The sequence below is a fragment of the Actinoplanes siamensis genome (assembly GCF_016862395.1).
Lineage (GTDB): Bacteria > Actinomycetota > Actinomycetes > Mycobacteriales > Micromonosporaceae > Actinoplanes > Actinoplanes siamensis.
Genome location: NZ_BOMW01000096.1, coordinates 1 through 21158, shown reverse-complemented (window position 1 = coordinate 21158; position 21158 = coordinate 1). Strand labels below are relative to the sequence as shown.

General features: G+C 66.5%; 13 protein-coding genes. All 13 read left to right on the top strand.

What is annotated here, in order from left to right:
* Positions 1 to 990: protein NO VEIN domain-containing protein (locus tag Asi03nite_RS35925; protein ID WP_203684980.1), on the top strand; the 990-nt coding region annotated here is incomplete at its 5' end.
* 485 nt (positions 991 to 1475) lie between these two features.
* Complete coding sequence (locus Asi03nite_RS35920; RefSeq protein ID WP_203684979.1) at positions 1476 to 2855, top strand: radical SAM protein; 1380 nt, start codon at positions 1476 to 1478, stop codon at positions 2853 to 2855.
* Entirely contained in the window at positions 2845 to 3564 is a 720-nt protein-coding gene (locus Asi03nite_RS35915) for an aspartate racemase/maleate isomerase family protein (RefSeq protein ID WP_203684978.1), read from the top strand. The genes Asi03nite_RS35920 and Asi03nite_RS35915 overlap by 11 nt, the downstream gene beginning before the upstream one ends.
* 47 nt (positions 3565 to 3611) lie before the next feature.
* A complete protein-coding gene (locus Asi03nite_RS35910) occupies positions 3612 to 4373 on the top strand; it encodes a hypothetical protein (protein WP_203684977.1) in 762 nt (253 codons plus the stop codon).
* Positions 4370 to 5176 (top strand): carbohydrate kinase family protein, encoded by an 807-nt coding sequence (locus tag Asi03nite_RS35905; RefSeq protein ID WP_203684976.1) that lies wholly within the window; start codon positions 4370 to 4372, stop codon positions 5174 to 5176. The genes Asi03nite_RS35910 and Asi03nite_RS35905 overlap by 4 nt, the downstream gene beginning before the upstream one ends.
* 10 nt (positions 5177 to 5186) lie before the next feature.
* Positions 5187 to 6116, top strand: coding sequence for a nucleoside 2-deoxyribosyltransferase (locus Asi03nite_RS35900; protein WP_203684975.1), 930 nt, complete (start codon positions 5187 to 5189; stop codon positions 6114 to 6116).
* Complete coding sequence (locus Asi03nite_RS35895) at positions 6116 to 6610, top strand: P-loop nucleotide/nucleoside kinase family protein (RefSeq protein WP_203684974.1); 495 nt, start codon at positions 6116 to 6118, stop codon at positions 6608 to 6610. The genes Asi03nite_RS35900 and Asi03nite_RS35895 overlap by 1 nt, the downstream gene beginning before the upstream one ends.
* Positions 6611 to 6691: 81 nt before the next feature.
* Positions 6692 to 7000: a MazG-like family protein gene (locus Asi03nite_RS35890; RefSeq protein ID WP_203684973.1), complete on the top strand. Its 309-nt coding sequence runs from the start codon at positions 6692 to 6694 to the stop codon at positions 6998 to 7000.
* 235 nt (positions 7001 to 7235) lie between these two features.
* On the top strand, positions 7236 to 10409 hold the full coding sequence (gene drmD, locus Asi03nite_RS35885; protein ID WP_203684972.1) for a DISARM system SNF2-like helicase DrmD: 3174 nt from the start codon (positions 7236 to 7238) through the stop codon (positions 10407 to 10409).
* Positions 10409 to 14488 (top strand): Eco57I restriction-modification methylase domain-containing protein, encoded by a 4080-nt coding sequence (locus tag Asi03nite_RS35880; RefSeq protein WP_203684971.1) that lies wholly within the window; start codon positions 10409 to 10411, stop codon positions 14486 to 14488. Before drmD ends, Asi03nite_RS35880 begins: the two co-directional genes overlap by 1 nt.
* Positions 14485 to 18174, top strand: coding sequence for a DISARM system helicase DrmA (gene drmA / locus Asi03nite_RS35875; protein WP_203684970.1), 3690 nt, complete (start codon positions 14485 to 14487; stop codon positions 18172 to 18174). Before Asi03nite_RS35880 ends, drmA begins: the two co-directional genes overlap by 4 nt.
* Positions 18175 to 18197: 23 nt before the next feature.
* Complete coding sequence (gene drmB / locus Asi03nite_RS35870) at positions 18198 to 20231, top strand: MrfA Zn-binding domain-containing protein (RefSeq protein ID WP_203684982.1); 2034 nt, start codon at positions 18198 to 18200, stop codon at positions 20229 to 20231.
* Positions 20221 to 20940, top strand: coding sequence for a DISARM system phospholipase D-like protein DrmC (gene drmC, locus Asi03nite_RS35865; RefSeq protein WP_203684981.1), 720 nt, complete (start codon positions 20221 to 20223; stop codon positions 20938 to 20940). Before drmB ends, drmC begins: the two co-directional genes overlap by 11 nt.
* Positions 20941 to 21158: the final 218 nt, after the last annotated feature.

The window sequence follows — 21158 nt, the reverse complement described above, 5'->3', positions numbered from 1 at the left end:
CCCCCCCCCAGCCGTTACGGCTCGCGGACCGCTACCGCCGGTACCGCCTACCTGCAGCTGGAACCCGGCCTGCAGCAGCCGTACTGGTTCGCGTTCGGCCGCCAACTGGCCCAGCACCTTGGCGTGCCCGGCCTCGCCGAAGCGGTGACGATGCTGCTGACCGCCCGGCCCGAGGACCGGGGCCGGATGATGGGCGCACGACAGATCACCCCGGCGGAGATCAACGAGATCCGAACACAGTTCGGCCTTACAGAAGAGGAAGAGACCGACAATCCCGTCGACGCGCTACTCACCAAGCTGCCCGTGAAGCCGCGACCCGCACCGGTTCCGGCTGCGCCACCCTCGCCAGCCTCATCGTCACCGGCCGCAAATCCACCGGCGGCTACGCCCACTCCGGTCGTCACTGCGCCGATCGCGCCGCCTGTTCCGGCGCCGCCGGTCGATCACGGCAGTGTCCGAATCATCAACGATGCTCTCCAGACATTCGTTGCGCCGGGCGCGGGCAGCGGCCACACCTGGACCGGCGGCGGACAGTCGACCGCGCCGCCGCTGAGCACCGAGGCGGAAAAGCGCCGGATCGGACGACGCGGCGAAGAGGCCGCATTCCACGCGGAACGCGAGCGGCTGCGCACGCTCGGCAAGGACCCGGACCTCGCCGTATGGGTCTCCGAGAAAGACGAACTCGCCCCCTACGACATCCGCAGCGTCGACGCCGACGACCAAGTCATCCGCATCGAGGTCAAATCAACAAGATCCACCGACCCCCGGGAACCTTTCTACCTCTCGTCCGCCGAACTCGTCGAAGCCGGCGCGAATGGTGAGCGCTATGTCATCTACCGGGTCACCGAGGCGGCCGGGACCGTCCCCCAGATCAGGCGGGTCGCCGACCCGATGCGGATGATCAAGGAAGGCAAGGGCCGCCTGTTGCTCGACCGAGCCCAGATGGTCCTTGCCTTCTCCGGCGACGAGGGTGGAGGAGGCCAGACGTGACCGCCGGGGCCGGCGGCGGTAGGGCCGGGGCCGGCGGCAGGGTGTGGGAAACGGCTTGTCGCTGGTGGGCGATGTGGATCCCTGTTGGGTAGCGGGGCGACGAGCCGGCCGTCCGGTGGGGGATTCTGAAGTGGTGGTGGAGGGTGATCTTGGTCCTTGAGGTGATGGGGCGGGCGGCCGTCGACTCACTTGAATCCATCTGCGGGGATTAATGGTCGCCCGGGGTTCCATGTTCTCTGACTTTGAGTCATCGTAGTGTGACGATTTGTAACGCCTTGGGCGAGGGTTGCTGCGTCAACTCATGAACGTCCTCGCCTGCAAGGTGACTCGCCGCTCGGGGAGGCCGTCACATGGGCACCGCAGTAATCCTGGACTGTTACACCGTCGAACCGAGCGGGCTGGGCGTCCCGCCGTACCTGTCGTCGTATGTCCGCCAGGCCTGGGCAGCGCTCACATCGGACTGCCGCGACCGCGACGTCCGCTACGTGACCATCGACGACGCGCGCTGGGAACTCAACGGCGGCGAACCACAGACGCCACCGCCGCTGTCAGATCCGTTGACATACTCGGCCACGCAGAATCGCGGCAACGTGATCAAGCTGCTGCGCGAGGCGACAACGGTGATCGTCGTGGCAGGAGACGCCGTTCCCTCCGTGCACCTGCACGCCCAGAACGGCTCGCTCGACGAGATCATCCGGATCCTGGCATGCGTCCGCGGCCGCCGCGTCCTGCTCGGACCGATGGCGCATCATGTGCTCGCCAACGCCGCCAGCTACGCCGGCTTGTTCGACGCCCTGCACACGCACACCATCACCTCCAGGAACATCACCCTGGGCAGCCGGGCAGGCGCCGCGTACGAGCAGCTCCGCGCCGACCGGGACTCGTTCACCGACCTGATAGGTCAGCTCGGCTGGACCCCGGTAGGCGAGATCGAGTTGTATCGCGGTTGCACCCGCCGCCGATATTGCAGCTTCTGCAACGAACCGGCGAAGTCACCGGCCGTCATCTTCCGCGACCTCGACGACATCCTCGACGAAGTGCGCCAGCTGTATGCCGCCGGCGTCCGGAACCTGCGCCTCGGCCAGCAGACCTGCTTCTTCTCCACCTGGAACCGCGACGTCGCACAGATCGAACGTCTGCTCGCCGGCATCCGCGCGGCGTGCCCGGACCTGGACGTGCTGCACATCGACAACGCCGACCCGCTGGCGGTGGCATCACCCGCCGGCGCCCGGATCGCCGCCCTGGTCGTCGAGCACTGCAGCGAAGGCAACTGCGCGCCGATGGGCATGGAATCCTTCGACCCTGCCGTGATCGAAGCCAACGCGCTGACCTGCACGCCGCAGATCCTGCGCCGCGCGATCGACCACATCAACGCGGTGGGCGCGAAGCGCGGACCGGCCGGCCTTCCGGCGCTGTTACCCGGCATCAACCTCATCTACGGGTTACCGGGGGAGACACACCGCACGCACCTGGCGAACCTGAAAGGCCTGGACGAGCTCATGACCGCGGGCGTGCTATGCCACCGCACCAATGTGCGACAGGCCCGCGCCTACCCCGGAACGCCGCTGGCCGGCATGAACCCGGACACGGCACCGCCCTCGCAAGAGCACTTCACGACCTGGAAAGCCGACATCGACAACATCTGGGACCAGCCCATGAAGCAGCGGGTCTACCCGATCGGACTGCGCCTGCGCGGCCTGCACTCGTTCTTCGTCACCAGCCGCGGCACCTGGTTCAGAAGACTCGGCTCCTACCCGATCCAAGTCGTTGAACGCGGCACCGTCGTGCCCCGCTACACCCCGGCAGATCTGACCGTCACCGAACACGCACCCCGGTTCATCTACGGAGCCCGCAATGCCGGCTGAGTCGGCCACCGACGCCCTCGCCATGCTGCGCTCGGCTCATGATCACCTGCTCAGGCCGGCCCATGTCGGAGTGCTCGTGCCCTGGGGCAACACCATGGTCGAGACGGAACTGCCGCGCCTGGGCCTCGACCACGTCGTGTTCCACTACGCCCGCCTCGTTCCCGCACACCGATACCGCGACGCCGACGACTTCCTCGCCGAGATCGCCGCAGCCGTACCCGACACCCTCCAGCAGTTCGCCCGCCTCACCCTGGCCGGCGCCCTCGTCGCCTGCACCTCCACCGGGTTCCTCAACCCCGACGCATACCAGAACACCGCCGTGGTCGACGCCTTCGACGCCCTGCAGATCCTTCTCCGAGACCTGGCGGCATCCACGATCGTCCTCGCGACGCCGTACCCGGCCCGGCACACGCAGATCCAAGCCGCCCGCCTGCAGGAAGCCGGCTTCGACGTCGCCGGACACGCCAGCCTCGATCTGGCCCTACTGGACGACTTCACCGCCGTAGCCCCCGAACGCATCACCGCCCTCGTGCACAGCATCGACGTGCGACAACGCACCCGAGCCGACGCCGTAGTGCTGTCCTGCACCGCCTGGCCGACGATCGACGCCATCGCATTGGTGCAGCAAGAACTCGGTATCCCCGTGGTTTCATCGAATCTGGCACTTGCCTACAGCGCCGTACGATTCGCCCGAGCCGCGGAGACATGATGAAACCGGCAGCAGCACCCAGCGACTCCCACGTTCGGCTCACCCGCATGGTGACCGTGGCCGCAGGCCAGGACGACGTCACCGCCGACGTCGAGGCCAACCACGACGAGAACCGATGGTGGCCCACCTGGATTGCCGACTATCGGATGCGCATGCTCGTCGCCGGCTGGAGCACCCGCATCTCGTACCGCTCGATCAACACGTACGCAGGTGTCGTGACACGTGCCGCCCACATCGGCTTCGACACCCTCTCGGCCATGCCGGACGACGAGATCACCACCATCATCCAGCCGCTCGGGCTGCCTGCCGCCCGTATCGGCTACCTGCGGTCACTGCAGTCCTTTCTCGAGAGCCGTGCGGAGGATTATCTCCTGCACGGCGACGCGACCACCGTCATCGCAGACTTCGCCGGCCAGGTCGAACACGCCTCCTACAAGGTCGCGCAATGCTCCCTGCTGTACGCGCGCGGCTACCACTGCGGCATCATCCCCGTCGACTCCGGAATGATCACCCGCCTCGCCCCGGCCCTGGGCCTGAACCTGGCGTCCGGTGCCGTCGCACACGAACAGATGCGCCTCTACCTCGAGGCCCACGCCGACGCCAACGGAGAGCACTACACCCGGCTGGCGTACGAGCAGGGCGCGATCGCACTGCCCGCTCGGGCGAACCCGTCGTGGTGGCTGCACCTGGTGCTGATCTACTTCAAACGCCGCTACCTCAACCAACCCCACCGACGCGTCTGCGAGCAGCGCCCCGTCTGCGCTCAGGTGATGGACTGCGAACACAGCCCGGCGATGGCGATGGCATGACCAGCCTCGGGGTCATCGGCAACATCTCCCACGACACCGCCGAACACCCCGACCGGCGCCATCACCTGCTGGGCGGGGCCGCGCTGTACATCAGCCTCGCCGCAGCTCGAGCAGGTGCTACCGCCGCCCCCATCGCGGTGATCGGCGACGACCTCGCCTACACGCTACGAACGACGCAACTGGCCGGCTTGGACCACACCGGCGTCGCCGTCGTCGAGCAGCCGTCGTGCCGCTTCCACCTGCGCTACGACCAGCACGGCACCCTGATCGACGTCGACGCCACCTACGGCGCCGCCCAACGGCTCACCGCCCACGCCCTGCAGCAGTCACACCGCTACGACCACGTGCATGTCTGCTGCCGGCGTCCCCTCGACCCCGCCCCGGTGCTCGCCGCCCTCGCCGAGCGCCGGCAACCGTTCAGCGTCGACTTCATCACCACCAGCGCCACCGACATGATCACCGCAGCGGCGCCCTACCTACCCGCCGCGAAGTTCGTCTTCACCGATGCGCGGGAATTCACCGCGCTCACCGCCGCGGTACCTGCCGAACACCTGCGCACCGTCACCGCGACCGACGGGCCCCGCCCCGCGACGCTCTACCGCCACGGCCGACCGGTAACGCGCACTCCCATCGCGCAGGTAGACGCCGTCGAGGTGACCGGCGCCGGAGACACCTTCACCGGCACGTTCCTGGCCGCCGTCCTGAACGGCACGCCCGAAGCGGCTGCCTTGACCGAAGCGGCACAAGCCGCCACCGCTCGCCTCGCCACACCCGGCATCGCGCTGCACCCCCAACCCCCGTAGGAGCATTCGCATGTTCTACGTCGCACACCGGCTCTTCGCCGCCCACGACCGCCGGCTCGGCGCCATGGCCGCCACCGCGATCGCCGAACGCACCAGCCCCGACAAGGTCTTCCTGCCCTTCTGCGACACCGACGAAGAGGACCTGGTCGCCGACGTCAAAGGCCGCCGCCTGTTCGACCTCGACTGTCAACGCCTGCCACAACTGCACGGCATGCTGGCCATCCTGCACGGCCCCAGCCTCGATGACGGCGTCTGCATGGAGATCGGCTACGCCGCCGCCCTCGGTGTCCCGATCATCATCCTCACCACGGACTTCCAAACCTACGGACTCACCGAGACCGGCCCCGAACTCGCCTTCGCCGACCCCCTCATCGAAACCGTCGCCACCGACATCGTCCGCGCCCACCGCCTCGGGCCGCCGACCAGCAACACCGACCGCTTCCAGGAATTCGCCACCCGCAACACCACCCAGATCAACGACGGCATCGACCGGGCCGTCACCAGGATGCTCGACCTCGCCACGCCCGGCCACAGCAAGAACACCACCACGGCGACCACCGACACCGTCTTCGTCGAACCGTCCCCGTACGGCAGCACCGCAACCTGGCACCAATCCGTCCAGCACCACAGCACCGAAACCCAGCGCCGCCACGCCAGCCGACTGACAGCTGCCGACCCGATCCACGCCGCCGGCGCCGACTGGAACGCAGCGACCAGCAGCCACACGCTCATCGCCGACCTCAGCGGCCCGGAAGCCCCGCCCGGCGCCGCGCTCCTTATCGGCGCCACCATCGCCACCGGCGGCCGCGTCCTGGCCTACTGCTCGAACACCCTCTGGACCTTCGCCCACGGGCGCGAACCCAACTGGCGCAACCTCATGATCCAATACTCGATCACCGAACGTCTCATCACGCCCGACGACCAGGACGGCACCCGCTGATGGCCGCCCTTGGCTGGGCCGGCAGCTACGACACCATTGTGTTCGAAGGCTGCGACGGCGCAGGCAAAACCACCCTCGCCGAGGCCACCGCCCGCCACACCAACGCCGCACTCATCCATTCGACGCTCACCCCGCCAGGCACCGACCTCGTCACCACATACAACTGCCTTCTCGACCGAACCGGCCGGCTCGTCTTCGATCGATGCTTCCTCAGCGAACTCGTCTACGGACCGCTGTATCGCGGCCGAACCCGGCTCACCTACCAGCACATGGCGACCCTGGTCAGACGTGTCGTGTCCCGAAACGGCATCTTCGTCCACGTCACCGCACCCGCCACCGTGATCCGCAGGCGACTCGCTGCCCGCGGCGAACAACTCCCCGAGCTCGACGAGATAGCGCTGGTCTGCCACCGCTACGACGAACTCTTCCGAGCCGTCCGGACCATGGCAGATGTCCTGCTCATCACCTCCGATCACCCAGACGAGGACGCCTGACACGCCGACAGCGGGTTACCCGCCCCGCCCGAGCCCGATAAGATTCCCCGGCTGTAGCCCGCTGACATCCGGAGGCACACCTTGGAGATCAGGTCCGCCCAGAAGCTGACCTGGGAAAACAAGCTGGCCAAGGGTTTCAACACCAGCGAAGTGCCCCTAGAGTTCTGCCTCCTGCAAGGCGAGGTCGCCGAAGCCTTCGACGCCTGGCGCCGCACGCGCGACAACCTCGGCGAAGAACTCGCCGACATCGCCATCTACGTCATGTCACTGGCTGAAATGACCGGCGTCGACCTGCAATCAGCGGTTGAGCAGAAGCTCACCAAGAACGCCAAGCGCACCTACGTCAAAGACGAGACCTCCGGGACCCTTGTCAAGATCGATCCCGCATAGCCACTGAACACCGCCCATTCCGCAGACAGGTAGGCCGACCGGAACACGGGACGTGCCCGAACCCTCCCTGGAGCCGGTGGGTGCCTTTCGTTGGCTCCCGTAGCGGCGCACGAGTGACCCACCCTATCCGGCAAAAGTTCATTAAACGGACATAGGTATGCCTGTCTCAGATCCGAGTCGGATGAGACTCCATGTAAGGGGACGAGGCACGATCCGTTAATGTTCGACGGTGGCTATGGCAGCGGTGGACACGTCGTCGATGACTCCGGGAAATATGCGGAGCCCCGTGCCGGAACCGGGCCAGGTGGTGGAGGTTCGCGGCTCGACCTGGACGGTAGCGAAGGTCGAGAAGCAAGGACTGCCGCGCAGCCCCGCCGATGAGGCGGTCGCAACCCTGAACCACGCCGTCACCCTGCAAGCCCTGGACGAAGATCGCCTCGGCGAGGAACTGACGGTCGTCTGGGAACTGGAAGTCGGCCACACGGTCACCCCCGCCCAAGGCCTCCCGACGCAAATCAACCGGGACGCCTTCGACGACCCGAACACCCTCGCCGGGTTTGTCGACGCGATGCGATGGGGAGCCGTCACCTCCGCCGACGACCGGAGTGTGCAAGCGCCCTTCCACTCCGGCGTCGCGGTCGAGGCATACCAGCTGGAACCGCTGCGACGAGCGTTGTCGTCTCCTCGTACCAACCTGCTGCTGGCCGACGACGTCGGCCTCGGCAAGACGATCGAGGCCGGCCTGGTAGTGCAGGAGTTGCTGCTGCGGCACCGGGCGCGAACCGCGGTCGTGGTCTGCCCGCCCAGCCTCGCGCTGAAGTGGCAGGACGAGATGCGCGACAAGTTCGGCCTCGACTTCACCATCATCAACAGCGACATGATGCGCGAGGTCCGGCGCCGCTACGGGCTGCACGCGAACCCGTTCCAACTGTTCCCGCGGGTGATCGTGAGCATGGCGTGGCTGCCGAGCGTGCGTGCCCAGCGGATGCTGCGCGACGTGTACGCGCAGGCCGCGAGCACGAAGACGGCCCGGCGGTACGCGTTCGACATCATGATCGTGGACGAGGCGCACCACGTGGCGCCGGCCAGCCCCTCAGCGATCGGCGGCGGACGCGGGTACGCGGTCGACACGCAGCGCACGATCGCTGTGCGGGAGCTGGCGGACAAGTGCGAGCACCGGCTGTTCCTCAGCGCGACACCGCACAACGGGCACCCGGAGTCGTTCACCGCGCTGATGGAGATGATCGACTCACGCCGCTTCAGCCGCGGCGCGATCCTGGACGAGAAGGCACTAAAAGAGGTCACGGTTCGCCGGCTGAAGTCGGATCCAGCGCTGGCGTACAAGAACTTCCGGCCCCGGGAGCTGAAAGGCATCGCGTTCACGCCCAGCGCCGAGGAACAGGAGATGTTCTCCCTGCTAGACCGGATCCTGACCGAGAGCGCGCAAGCGAACCGGACAGGGCCGTCCGGCGACATCACCGCGATGCTGTTCAAGAAGCGGTTCCTGTCCAGCCCGTGGGCGTTCGGCATGACCTTGCAGTCGTACCTCGAAGCCCGCGCGGTAGGACAGGAGCCGTCGGACTGGGACTACGACGACATCCTCGGCGAAGGCCAGTCCGACGAGGAAGAAGGCCTCTGGGAGCAGGACGAGGCGACCATCCTGCGTAACAGTAAATCCAGCGACCCGCTGGTGGCGGCCGGAACCGGTGAGCTGGAGCGGCTGGCCGAATGGGGCCTCGGGTTTGCGAGCCGCCCGGACTCCAGGCTCGAGAAGCTGGTCAGCGAGTTGGAGGCGATCTGCCGGCCGTCCGGCTTCTGGTCCAACGAGCGGGTCGTGATCTTCACCGAGTACGCGCACACCCTCGAATGGGTCCAGCGGGTCCTGGTGCAGCAAGACTACGGCGACGTCCTGGAAGTGATCCAGGGCCAGACCCCGACCGAGGAACGGGAGCTGATCCGCGAGCACTTCACCACCGACCCCGCACGTAACCCGGTCCGGGTGCTGCTGGCCACCGATGCGGCCGGTGAGGGCATCGACCTTCAGGACTACTGCCACCGGCTGATCAACCTCGACATCCCGTTCAACCCGTCGCGGCTGGAGCAGCGGATCGGTCGCATCGACCGGTACGGCCAGCAGCAGACGCCTCTGGTGTACCAGTTCATGCCGGACCGGTCGGCGACGATCTATGCCGCGGACATGCAGTTCATGGGCCGGATCGCGCGGAAGGTCGTGACGGTCGCCCGGGACCTCGGCTCGGTCAACCAGGTGATCGCCGAGGAAATCCAGGACCACTTCACCCGTGCGACCACCACGCGCCGCCGCAAGAAGGTCGCCCTCGACGGTAACGCCGTCATCACCCGTGCCTTGGCCGGCGGCATGGACCTCAACAGCCAGCTCACCCAACTCGAGCAGGGGTACGCCGAGAGCAAGGCCCAACTGCACCTGGAACCGGACAACCTGCGCCGGGTGGTGGACACCGCCCTGCGGATCAGCCACCAGCCGCCCTTGGCCGTCTCTGGCGACCACCCCGCCGACGACGGCGTCTACGTGGTGCCAGCACTCGGCCCGGCCTGGCAGTCGACGCTGAAAGGCCTGGATACTCGCTCGAAGCCCGGCGTGTGGCGGCCGATCACCTTCAACGACCAGGCCGCCGCCGGCAGCAAGGACGTCGTCTACGTACACCTCGGGCACCCGCTGGTGAAGAAGGCCCAACGCCTGCTACGCCGGTCGCTGTGGAGCGTGGACGCCCCGCTGCACCGGGTCACCGCTGTCGTCGTCGACGATCTGGAGGAGTCGTTCGTCGCCGCGGTCACCCGTATGGTCCTGGTCGGCCGCGGCGGCCTGCGCCTGCACGAGGAGATCTTCCTGGCGGGCGTACGGCTGCGGGGCCGCCGCGCGATCGCTGAGGAACGCGCCGAACGCCTCCTCGACCAGGCCCTCGACTCCGGCGCCCTGACCCTGGCCGCAACCGATGTCCGCGACGGTCTGGTCCAGGAGTGGAACGAACCGGAGTCCCCGTTGCGGGCCCGGCTGTTCGACTCGATGAGCCGCCGCGCCGAGACCCGCCAGCAGCGTGTCAGCGACCAGCTGACCAAGCGGGAACAGGCCGACGTCACCCGGGCACGGGAGATCTTCGCCGCGTTCCGCCGCAACCTGAACGAATCGCTAGACGTCTTGGCCGCCAAAGAGGCGCAGGAAGCGGCCACCCTGCTACCCGACGACCAGCAGCGGCAACGACAGAGGGACATGGAAGCGATGCGCCGCCGCCTGGACGAACTCGGCGACGAGGAGACCCGCGAAGTCGCGGCAATCACCGAGCGCTACCGCGACATCAAACCCCACACCACCGCCGCAGCGGTCGTCTTCGCGCTCACCCCGACCGACGCCCAGCGAGGAGGAGCACGCTGATGCCCCCCGCCCGTACCTTCCGCCCGAAGACCGCTGCCGAACTTCACCGGGCCTGGCTGGAACTCGTCGAGACCGACGGCCCGTTCCTCGCCATTCCACCGTTGAAACGAGTGTGGCCGCAGGGTATCCCCGCCCTCGCCCCGGACCGCCTCGACGCGCTGCGGCAAGCCAAACCGGCGTTCGACCACGCCTGGGAAGCCCTCGACATCGAACCCGAGGACCAAACCCGGCAGGCCAAGTACGCCGACGCCCGCGACGTCTGGGTGCAGGCCGTGCTGCGCGATGTGGTCGGCTGGGGTGAACTGTTGGCCTGGGGACCCGAGTCCGCGCCGGGCGTGACCGGGTACTCACCGGACCGCAGGCTGGCGGTCGTCCCGGACGGGGCACTCCGCGGCCCGGACGGGATCGGTGCGCTGGTCAGCGTCGTCGAAAAGACCGATAGCCCGCATGCCACCGGCACCGATGGCTGGGCCGCCACCGCCATCGACCGTATGGAGACGATGCTGCGCGCCTCTGGCGTCACCATCGGTATCGTCACCGACGGGCGCTGGTGGGCACTTGTCTGCGCCCGCCCGGACGCGATGGTCGCCTCGGGCATCGTCGACGCCCAAACCTGGGTCGAGGAACCGCTGACCCGCAACGCGTTCCTCACCGTCACCGCCCGGCAGTACATCATCGGCGGCGACCCCAAAGAACGCCTCCCGAAACTGTTCGAAGAATCCGTTGCCGCCGCCGAAGAGATCACCGAAGCCCTCGGCGCCCAGGTCCGCCGCGCCGTCGAGCTCCTGATCCAGGCGTTCGACGAGGTCTCTACCGACCACCGGCGTAGGGGTCTTCCTGACCCGCTGCCGGCCGACCCGCACGAAACCTACTCCGCCGCAGTCACGGTCATGATGCGCGTCGTCTTCCTGCTCTTCGCCGAGGAACGCGGCCTGCTGCCGCAGAGCGAGCTGTTCCTTCAGGGGTACGGCATCAGCGGCGACCTGGACGCCCTCGAACACCGCAACATCGGCGACGGCGAGGAGTCCCTCGACAGCACCTACCTCACCTGGCACCGGCTGCTCGCCACCAGCCAGGCCCTCTACCGCGGCGCCAACTTCGAGAACATGCGGATGCCCGCGTATGGTGGCTCACTGTTCGACCCGGACCGGCACCCGTTCCTGACCGCCTCGAACGAGAACAGCACTCTGGCCCTGCCGGTTTCCGACCGGGTCATGCTGCACGTCCTACGGTCTGTTCAGGTCGCCCAGCTCAAGGGAGGCGACGCTCGCCGGATCTCGTTCCGTGACATCGACGTCGAGCAGATCGGCTACATCTACGAAGGGTTGCTCGGCTACACCTGCACCCGCGTCGACGAGATCCACCTGGGGCTGGTCGGCACCGCTGGCTCCGAGCCCGAAGTCTCTCTCACCCTTCTCGAACAGTTCGCCGACCAGCACGGCACCTCGGCCGCGCTCGCGAAGGCCATCATCGTGTGGCTCAAGGTACACCAGCCCGGTGCTGTCGCGCCCAGCGCCAACGTCCTCGCCAAGCTCCTCACCGCGACGCCGGGCGAGGACGCCGACCGTCACCTGCGGGCCGTCACCGAGGACGAGGATCTCCGCGACCGGCTACGGCGGTGGGCCACCGTCACGCGACCGGACCTCCGGGGCCGACCAACCGTGGTCCTCGCTGACGGGCTGCTCGTGACCGAGACCCCATCCCGCAAGAATGCTGGCGCGCACTACACACCCCGGGATCTCGCCGAACGGGTCGCCCGGCACGCCCTCGAGCCGCTCTGCTATTATCCGGGCCCTTACCAGACGCCCAACCGTGAAGAGTGGCAGATCTGTCAGGGCTACGAGATCTTGAATCTCAAGGTCGCCGATATCGCCGCAGGCTCCGGAGCCTTCCTGGTCGCAGCTGCACGCTACCTCGCCGACAAGCTCGTCGAAGCCTGGGACCATCACGGCTCGGACCAAACCGCCCACCGCGACCTCAAGCAGCACGCCATCCGCGAGGTCGTCGCCCGTTGTCTTTACGGCGCTGACATCAACGCAATGGCCGTAGAGATGTGCAAGCTCTCCCTCTGGTTGGTGTCCCTCGACCGTGATCTCCCGTTCTCCTTCGTCGACGACAAGATCCTGCACGGCAACACCCTGCTCGGTGTCACCAACCTGCGCCAGCTCGAGCAACTTCATATTGACGCACCCACCTACCGGCAATCACCGCTCACTGGCATAGTCAACCTCAAGGGCATCATCGACTCAGCTGTGGCAATCCGCCGCGAACTTGCCAGCGAGGTTAGGGAGAACGACCCCCAGCGCAGCGCTGGCGCGAAGCGCCGCCTTCTCGACCAGCTCCACACTTCCACCGCGCTGCTCAGCAGGGCCGCCGACGGCGTCATCGCCGCTGGCCTACGCCTTGGCGGAGCGCCGACTAGATCCCTCGAAGACAGCTACGAGAACCTAGCCGAGGCCGTTCACGCCGCATTTCCTAGGAGCGCGACGCAGGCTGACCACGTCATGCTTGACCAGATCATCGAGGAAGGTCTAACACCCACTGTCGCCACCGACTACGAGCGTTGGAAGCCCTTGCACTGGGTCCTCGAAGTGCCCGACGTAATCGTTGACCACGGTGGCTTCGACGCCATTATCGGAAACCCGCCATTCCTTGGCGGTCACAAACTGACTGGCGCTATGGGGAACAATATCAGGGATTGGATGGTGTACCGTATTGCGGCAGGGCGTACCGGACGTGCAGACCTGGTGGCATACTTTTTCCTTCGAGCGATGAGCCTGCTGAGAGATGGTGGAAGCATTGGCCTCATCTCGACAAACAGCATCGCGCAGACCGATACTCGCGAAGTTGGGCTCGATCAAATGGTTGAGAATGGCTTCAAAATTATGCGAGGAATTCGGAGTAAGCCTTGGCCGGCGGCTGGTGCCAACCTTGAGTATGCCGCTGTATGGGCAACTAATGCAGAGGTTCAGGCCGAGGCGGAGAGAGTGCTTGACGGGCTGCCTGTGCGTAGTATCTCAACTCTGCTCGAACCTGAGGGGCGGGTATCGGGATCCCCTGTTAGGCTAGATGAAAACATTGGCATAGCATTTAATGGCTGCAAGATTGGAGGTCAGGGCTTTATTGTGAGCCCGGAAGAGGCCACGGAGTGGATTTCGGCAGATGTCAGAAATAGGGAGGTCCTATTTCCGTATCTTGGGGGAGAGGATGTCAACTCCCGGTTCGATCTTTCGGCGCCCAGGTGGGTTATCGACTTCAATGCGCGGACGGCTGAACAAGCTTCTGTATATACGATCCCCTTCGGTCGGGTCGCTGATGCGGTGAAGCCGGAGCGGATGCTTGTAAATCGAAAGGCCCATCGAGATCGCTGGTGGCAGTTTGCTGAAAATTATCCAACAATGCGTCGCGCCATCTTGCCGTTCGAAGAAGTGCTTGTACTTACTCTTGTGAGTAAAACTATCATGCCCGTCCGTGTGTCGACCGGACAGGTTTTCAGTCATAAGCTGTGTGTATTCGCAACAGACTCTTTTGCTGACCAGACCGTTCTTTCTTCGAGCGTTCATCAGCTTTGGGCGTCAAGGTACGGATCAACGATGCGATCGGATGCCAACTACTCGCCCTCTGATGTCTTTTTGACCCTACCGAGACCGGCTCCGACATCGCGACTCTTGGAGGTCGGTGAGGCGCTCGAAAAGCAAAGATGCGAACTGATGAATAGTCGTCAGATCGGTCTAACCAGGCTGTATAACCTGGTGAATGATGTCGGACTTTCGGGCGATAGTGATGGCGATGTCGCGCGCATTCGTCAACTCCACGTGCAGCTGGACGAGGCAGTGATGGCTGCATACGGGTGGGCTGACGTTTCGTTGGAGCATGGCTTTCACACCTATCGGCAGATGACCCGGTGGACAGTGAGCCCGGCCGCACGAGTGGAGATCTTGGATCGTTTGCTCGCGGAGAATCTGCGCCGTGCAGCGGCTCAGGAGAAGAGTGAAAAGCCGAAAAAGGTTGCGGCGAAGAGTGTGCGTGGGAGCTCCCGGCGGCCGGTGATGAACGAGGATCAGGGGACGCTGCTGTGACGGAGCTGGTGCCGGGGTTTCAGTTGGCGTTCGAGCCGGACGGTGGGTCGTTCACGGTTCGGGAGAACCTTGTCGACATCATCGAGCGGGAGATTCTTGGGCCGGCTGGTGGGCCGGAGGAGTTACTGCCGGTGAGTCCGCGGCAGTTGTACCTGGTGGGGCATATCGCGCCGGTGAAGTTGACAGCGCCGGAGGCTGACCCCGACGGGTCTGAGGACGGGTACGGGTTGGTAGGTGTCCGGGCGGATGCGGCGGCGGGTCATGCTCAGCGGGGGATTCCGGCGGAGGCCGCTGATGGTGCCGACATCGACGGTGAGGAAGACGACGTCGATGACAAAGCGCCGAAGCAGGGGTTGATGATCCCATCGTCGATGGGGTTGCGGTTCCAGGTGCCGAATGGTCTGGCTGAGTTCACGGTGACCGCGTCGTGGGGCACCTACGAGAGTGTGAAGACCGATGAGGTCGACAAGCGGGGCCGGCCGGTGCGGCGGTATCGGCGGACGCCGGTCGGGATCGCCGAAAAGATCGCGGTGCCGGATTTGACGCCCGGGCGGACATACACCCGGCTGTTGTCCGGTGACATCTGCCTGCGGATCGACGCCTACGACGACGCGCCCCGGAACCGACTGTTGATCGAGATCGCACTGGTCAACGATCGGAAGACACCGCCGACGATTCCGGTGAACGAGTGGCTGTTCCAAACGAAGCTGCACGTCGATGCGGGCGGTGCGGCGGTGTTCTTGCCGGTACGTGACGTGCTGGAACACGAGTGGCCGGAGCAAGACGACGAAGTGCGGCGGCTGCACCTGCAGTACCGCAACCGGCTGGAGTTCGCGGTCGGCCGTACCTGCTCGGTGGATTGGAAGGCCGAGCATGGGGCCCGGCGGGCTACCGCGGTGTGGACGACCTGGCTGCCGGTGGCGGAGACACCCCAGACCCGGGCACGGTCCGTTAAGGGCGCATTGCTCGGCATGGACGAGCTCGCCAAGGCAAGCCCGGAGCAGGTTCGTGAAGGGCTCCGCCCGCTGGTGGACGGATATGCGGACTGGCTGGACGGCAAAGAGGGGCAATCGCAGACGGCCGCTAGCCTCCCCGAGCACCTTCGGGAGTTGGCCGACGAGGTCATCGAGGAAGCCCGGGCTGTGCGGCAGCGACTCACGGACGGCCTCGCCCACGTCGTCGCCGATCCCGAGGCTTTCGCATGCCTCCGCTTCATGAACGAGGTGATGCGGGACCAGCGGATTCACTCTCAGATCTCGGCGAAGCGCAGCTCCGATCCGAACCTATCGTTCGACGCCGCCAAGGACCTGGTGGACGAGGACGAGAGGAAGAAGCCGTCGGCATGGCGGCCGTTCCAGCTCGCCTTCATCCTCATGCAGCTGCCGGCTTTGACCGACCCCACCGCCGCGTTCCGTAGTGGTGAGCTAGCCCGGGTTGAACTGTTGTTCTTCCCGACCGGTGGTGGCAAGACCGAGGCGTACTTGGGGCTGGCCGCGTACACGTTCGCGATCCGGCGTCGGCAGCAGGTGGTGTCGTCGTCGGATGGTCCGTTGGACGGCCGTGACGGGGTGGCCGTGTTGATGCGGTACACGCTGCGGCTGCTGACCGCGCAGCAGTTTCAGCGTGCCACCGCACTGGTGTGCGCCGCTGAGCTGGCACGCCGCCGTGATGTGGCGACCTGGGGCGGTACACCGTTCCGGATCGGGCTGTGGGTCGGCACAGATGTCAGCCCGAAACGCTGGGACGAGGCCGACGAGCAACTGCGTAAGGCCCACGCGTACGGCGGGCACCGGCTGACGGTGTTGCAGGTGCAGCGGTGCCCGTGGTGCGGTAGCCCGATCAGCGCCGCGAACGTCAAGCCGATCAAGGCGACCCGGCGGGTACTGGTGTTCTGCGGCGACGACCTCGGCCGGTGCCCGTTCGCGCAGGGCGGCGAGGTCGACGAAGGCCTGCCGATGCTGACGGTCGACGAGGAGATCTACCGGATGCCACCGGCATTCGTCATCGCCACCGTCGACAAGTTCGCCCGGCTGGCCCGAGAGGGCGAGGCGGCATCGCTGTTCGGCTATGTCGGCCGCTACTGCGGCCGGCACGGCTATGTGCATCCCGACTACGCCGGCTGTGACATCACCACCGGGCACAAGGCCGAGCCCGGTCTTCCCGCGGCGACGGTCCGGCCGGTGGGCCGGCTGCGGCCGCCGGATCTGATCATTCAGGACGAGCTACACCTGATCACCGGCGCCCTCGGTACCGCTGTCGGGCTGTTCGAGGTAGCGGTCGAGACGCTCGCGTCGTGGGAGACCGCGGACGGCGTCCCGGTCCGGCCGATGATCGTGGCATCGACCGCCACGGTTCGCCGGGCCGAGGACCAGGTTCGCGGCCTGTACGGGCGGGGTGTGGAGATCTTCCCGCCCCAGGTGCTGGACGTGGCCGACACGTACTTCTCCCAAGAGGTGCCGATCGGCCCGGATACCCCTGGCCGACGGTACATCGGGGTCAGCGCCCAGGGCGTACGTCTGTCCAGCGCGGAGATCCGAGTCGCCGAAGTGTTACTGCAGGCCGGGCAGCTGCTGTTCGACCGCAGTGGAGCCGCCGCCGATCCGTACATGACGCTGGTGGGCTATTTCAACGCCACCCGGGAACTGGCCGGTATGGCCCGTTATGTCGCCGACGACGTGCAGAACCGGGTCCGTCAGCCCCGTCCAGGATCGGGTTTCCCCCGGCGTGTCGGCTCGTATGGTCGTCTGGTCACCGGGGAGCTCACGTCCCGGATCGCGTCGGTGGACATCGGTCGCACCCTGGACAACCTTTCGCTGGAGTTCGACCCGGACTACGCCACCACCGCGGCGATGCGCCGAAGGATCGAGCAGCAGGCGGCGGGGGAGAAGACCGATCGGCCGAAGGCCGACCCGTTCGACGTGGTTCTGGCCACCTCGATGCTCCAGGTCGGCGTTGACGTGCAGCGGCTCGGCCTGATGCTGGTCGTCGGTCAGCCGAAGAACACCGCCGAATACATTCAGGCGTCCTCCCGGGTCGGCCGGGACGCGAAACGGCCCGGCTTGGTCGTGTCTCTGGGGAACTGGGCACGCCCTCGCGACCTGGCGCACTACGAGCAGTTCCGGCACTACCACGAGACGTTCTACTCCCAGGTGGAAGCTCTGTCGGTCACGCCGTTCTCGCCGACCGCCCTCGATCGGGGTATCGACGCGGTGCTGGTTAGCGCGGCCCGGGTGATTCAAGCCCACCGAGCCGACGGGCTGTCCCCGGAACGCAGCGCCTGGCGGGTCCGGGACGAGGAGGCCGCTCTTCACGCGCTGATCGGCCGGCTGTATGACCGGATGAAACCGGCCGCGCAGATGGACGAGCTGATGGGGCAGGCCTACGAGCGGCTGATCAACCGTCTTGACCAGTGGAACGCGCGCGGGAAGTACGCGGCGAAGCTACACAAGACACTGGTTTACGAGCGGACCGGGGACAACGATGCGTATCTGCCGTTGCTGATCAGCCCGGAGAACGCCAAGGCGCATCAGGCGCAGCCGGATCGGGCGCCGTTCGTGGTGGCGCATTCGATGCGCGAGGTGCAGCCGGAGATCAACCTGTTGGTGAGTCCGCTGCCGGACCGGTTGGTCGTCGTCGAACCCGACAACGCGCCGGGCTGGGAGCTGCCTGAAGGAGATGACGCGTGACCGCCGTCGATGATCCCGGCCGGATGATCTTCGAGTCGCCGGAGCCGATGGACCCGTTGGCCGAGAGCGAGGACGCGCAGGTCAAGAACCGGGCGAAAGTCGGTTCGGCCCGGCCGTCGTCGCTGCTCTACACCTTCGGCGTCGGCTCGATCATGGACCTGCCCCAGTTTTCGATCATGCCGGCCGGCCTCGACGACTGGGAACCGATCTGGCGGCGCCGGGAAACCATTCCGGTCATTGAGGAGCCCCGGCTGCTGAAGGTCGTGCAGCTGCATCTCGGGCCGCGGGTGCAGCAGTTGCGGCCGTTCCCGTGGCAGCCGAAGGCCCGGGCGATGTCGCAGGAGGGCTCCGACCTCGGCATCCCGGCCCGGGTGTTCCCGCAATGGCTGCGCTGCACAGGCTGCGACTACCTGGGACCGCTGTCGCGATTCAGTTACACCAACACGCATCCGTTCCGGCCCGACCTGGCCACCTTCGAGCACGTCAGCTGTCCCGGCCGCGGTCTGAACAAGAACAAGATTCCGGGAACGAAGGGCAAGACCCGGCGTAGCCCGGCAGTGCCCGCCCGCTACCTGCTGGCTTGCGTCAACGGCCACCTCGACGAGTTCCCGTACGTCCTGTGGGCACATCGCGGCAAGCCATGCCCGGCAGCGCCGCAGCCGGATCTGAAACTGATCGACAGCAACATAGGCCAGGGCGCCGGCGCGGTCATCGTTTGCGAACGCTGCCGGCAACGGCGCAGCATGAGCGAAGCCCAAGGCGCGTCCGGCAAGCGAAAACTGCCCGGCTGCCGGGGCCGGCACCCGCACCTGAACGCCTTCGACAGCAGCTGCGAGCAACAGCCGACCACGCTGATGATGATGGGCGCGTCGAACCTGTGGTTCGCCTCCACCCAGTCGATCATCGTCATGCCGCGCACCGCCGAACAGGACAAGACCGCACTGGCCACTCGGATGCGAACACTGCTCTCCGAGCAGGAGCTCACCCAGTTCGGTGCCCTGCCAGCTGTTCTCCGAGCCCTGCTCAACGCCCACAAGTGCGACCTCACCGACATCACTGACGAAGAGCTGTTGGCCGCAGCGGCTGAGGCGGTCGCGCCGCCACCATCGGAGGAAGAACGCAAGGAGAAGCTGCGACAGTGGGATCCGGTGGAACTGCTGGTCCCGGAATGGGACTACCTGCAGAAACCTGCGCTGTTCGCGCAGCAGCAGGACGCCAGCGGCCTCATGGTCACCGAAACAGCGACCAGCCCCGACCTGCCGGACCAGATCCACCGGGTCATCGCCGTCAACCGGATGAAGAAGGTCAACGCGGTCCTCGGGTTCACCCGCATCGACGAGATGGACCGGGTCAACGATCTGGCGACCCGGCTGGTGAAACTCACTCGCGACGGCCGTCCCACCTGGGTCCCGGCAACCGAGGACCGCGGCGAAGGCATCTTCCTGCAACTGGATGAGAACAAGGTCGCCGACTGGGAGACCAAGATCGTGAACACCGGTCTGTGGAAAGCCCACCGGCAGGCACACCGGCACAACTTCTCCCGCCGATTCTCCGCCACCGCCGCCGACATCGACCCGGACACCCGGTTCCCCGCACCGCGCTACTGGCTGATCCACACTCTCTCGCACATCCTCATCCGTGAGATGGCCATGTCCTGCGGCTACGGCGCCGCCAGCCTCAGCGAACGCCTCTACGCCTGGCCTGCTACCCCCGACCGCCCGGCCGCCGCCGGTCTGCTCATCTGCACCACCTCCTCCGACAGCGACGGAACCCTCGGCGGTCTCGTGGCGCTCAGCCAACCCGAACGGCTCCGCGGCCTCGTCGCCGACGCGCTGCACCGGGCCGCCAGGTGTTCGTCCGATCCGGTGTGCGGCCAGCGAACCCCACGCCACGGCGAAGACTTCCTGCACGGCGCGGCCTGCCACTGCTGCTGCTTCGCATCCGAGACCTCCTGCGAACGCGCCAACCGATTCCTCGACCGACGCTTCCTGCTCACCCTGCCCACCATCGACGACGAGCGAGTACCCGGCTTCTTCGGCGCCGTTGATGGCTACTGACCCTCACGAGGCGCTCGGCGCCTACCTCACCGCCTACGAAGCCAGCCGCCTCGCCACGCTCCTCCACGCCGGTGCAACCACCACCCAGGCCCTGAAAGAGATCCACGCCTCTCGCCGCAGCGAGGCGAAACAGCTGCTCGCCGCAGCCGACATCGGCCCGGACCAGCGGAAAGCGTCCGTCGCCGTGCTGCGCGCCATCGCCGGCGCCCGATCGGTCCAGACCGCGATCACCCCGGTCTGGACCATGCCCGGCCCACACGCCACCATGGGCCGCCTCACCAGCGAAGCCCAACGCATCATCGACGACGCTCGCATGTCGATCACCTGCTCCAGCTACAACTTCACCCCGAGCTCCGCGATGTGGCGATCCCTGCACGCCGCGACAACCCGCCCCGGTATTGCCGTCACCGTCTACCTCGACGCGACCGCCGGATCCCCCGCGGCCGTGGCGGCGCACCTCCCGAAAGCCACCGTCCTGCGGACCCTGACCGTTCCCGGCGCGACGAAACCGCTCGTCAGTCACGCCAAGTTCATCGTCGTCGACCACACCCTGACGTTGCTGACCAGCGCAAACTTTTCCTGGAGTGCCGAGAACGCCAACATCGAGCTCGGCCTGCTGATCCACGACACCGTCCTTGCGGAATCGATCGAGTCGCTCATGCGCCGTAAACACGGCCTGCTCTACGAACCCATCAGCAGCGGCGGTTGAGACCAGGCATACGCCTATGCCTGTAGCGGGTGTTTCCAGTAGCACGCCGGGCACAGGCATCTCACATGACTGAATAGCTTTGCCGCCGCGGGCCCACGGCTCAGGAGATCGGTCGTAGCAGTGTGGCCATGCGGTCGCGCTCCACGTTCGCAACGCCGCCATCCAAGGGCACACGCCGGTGGCCGTCGCGTTGAGTCACGCTCTGCCACGGCGGCGTT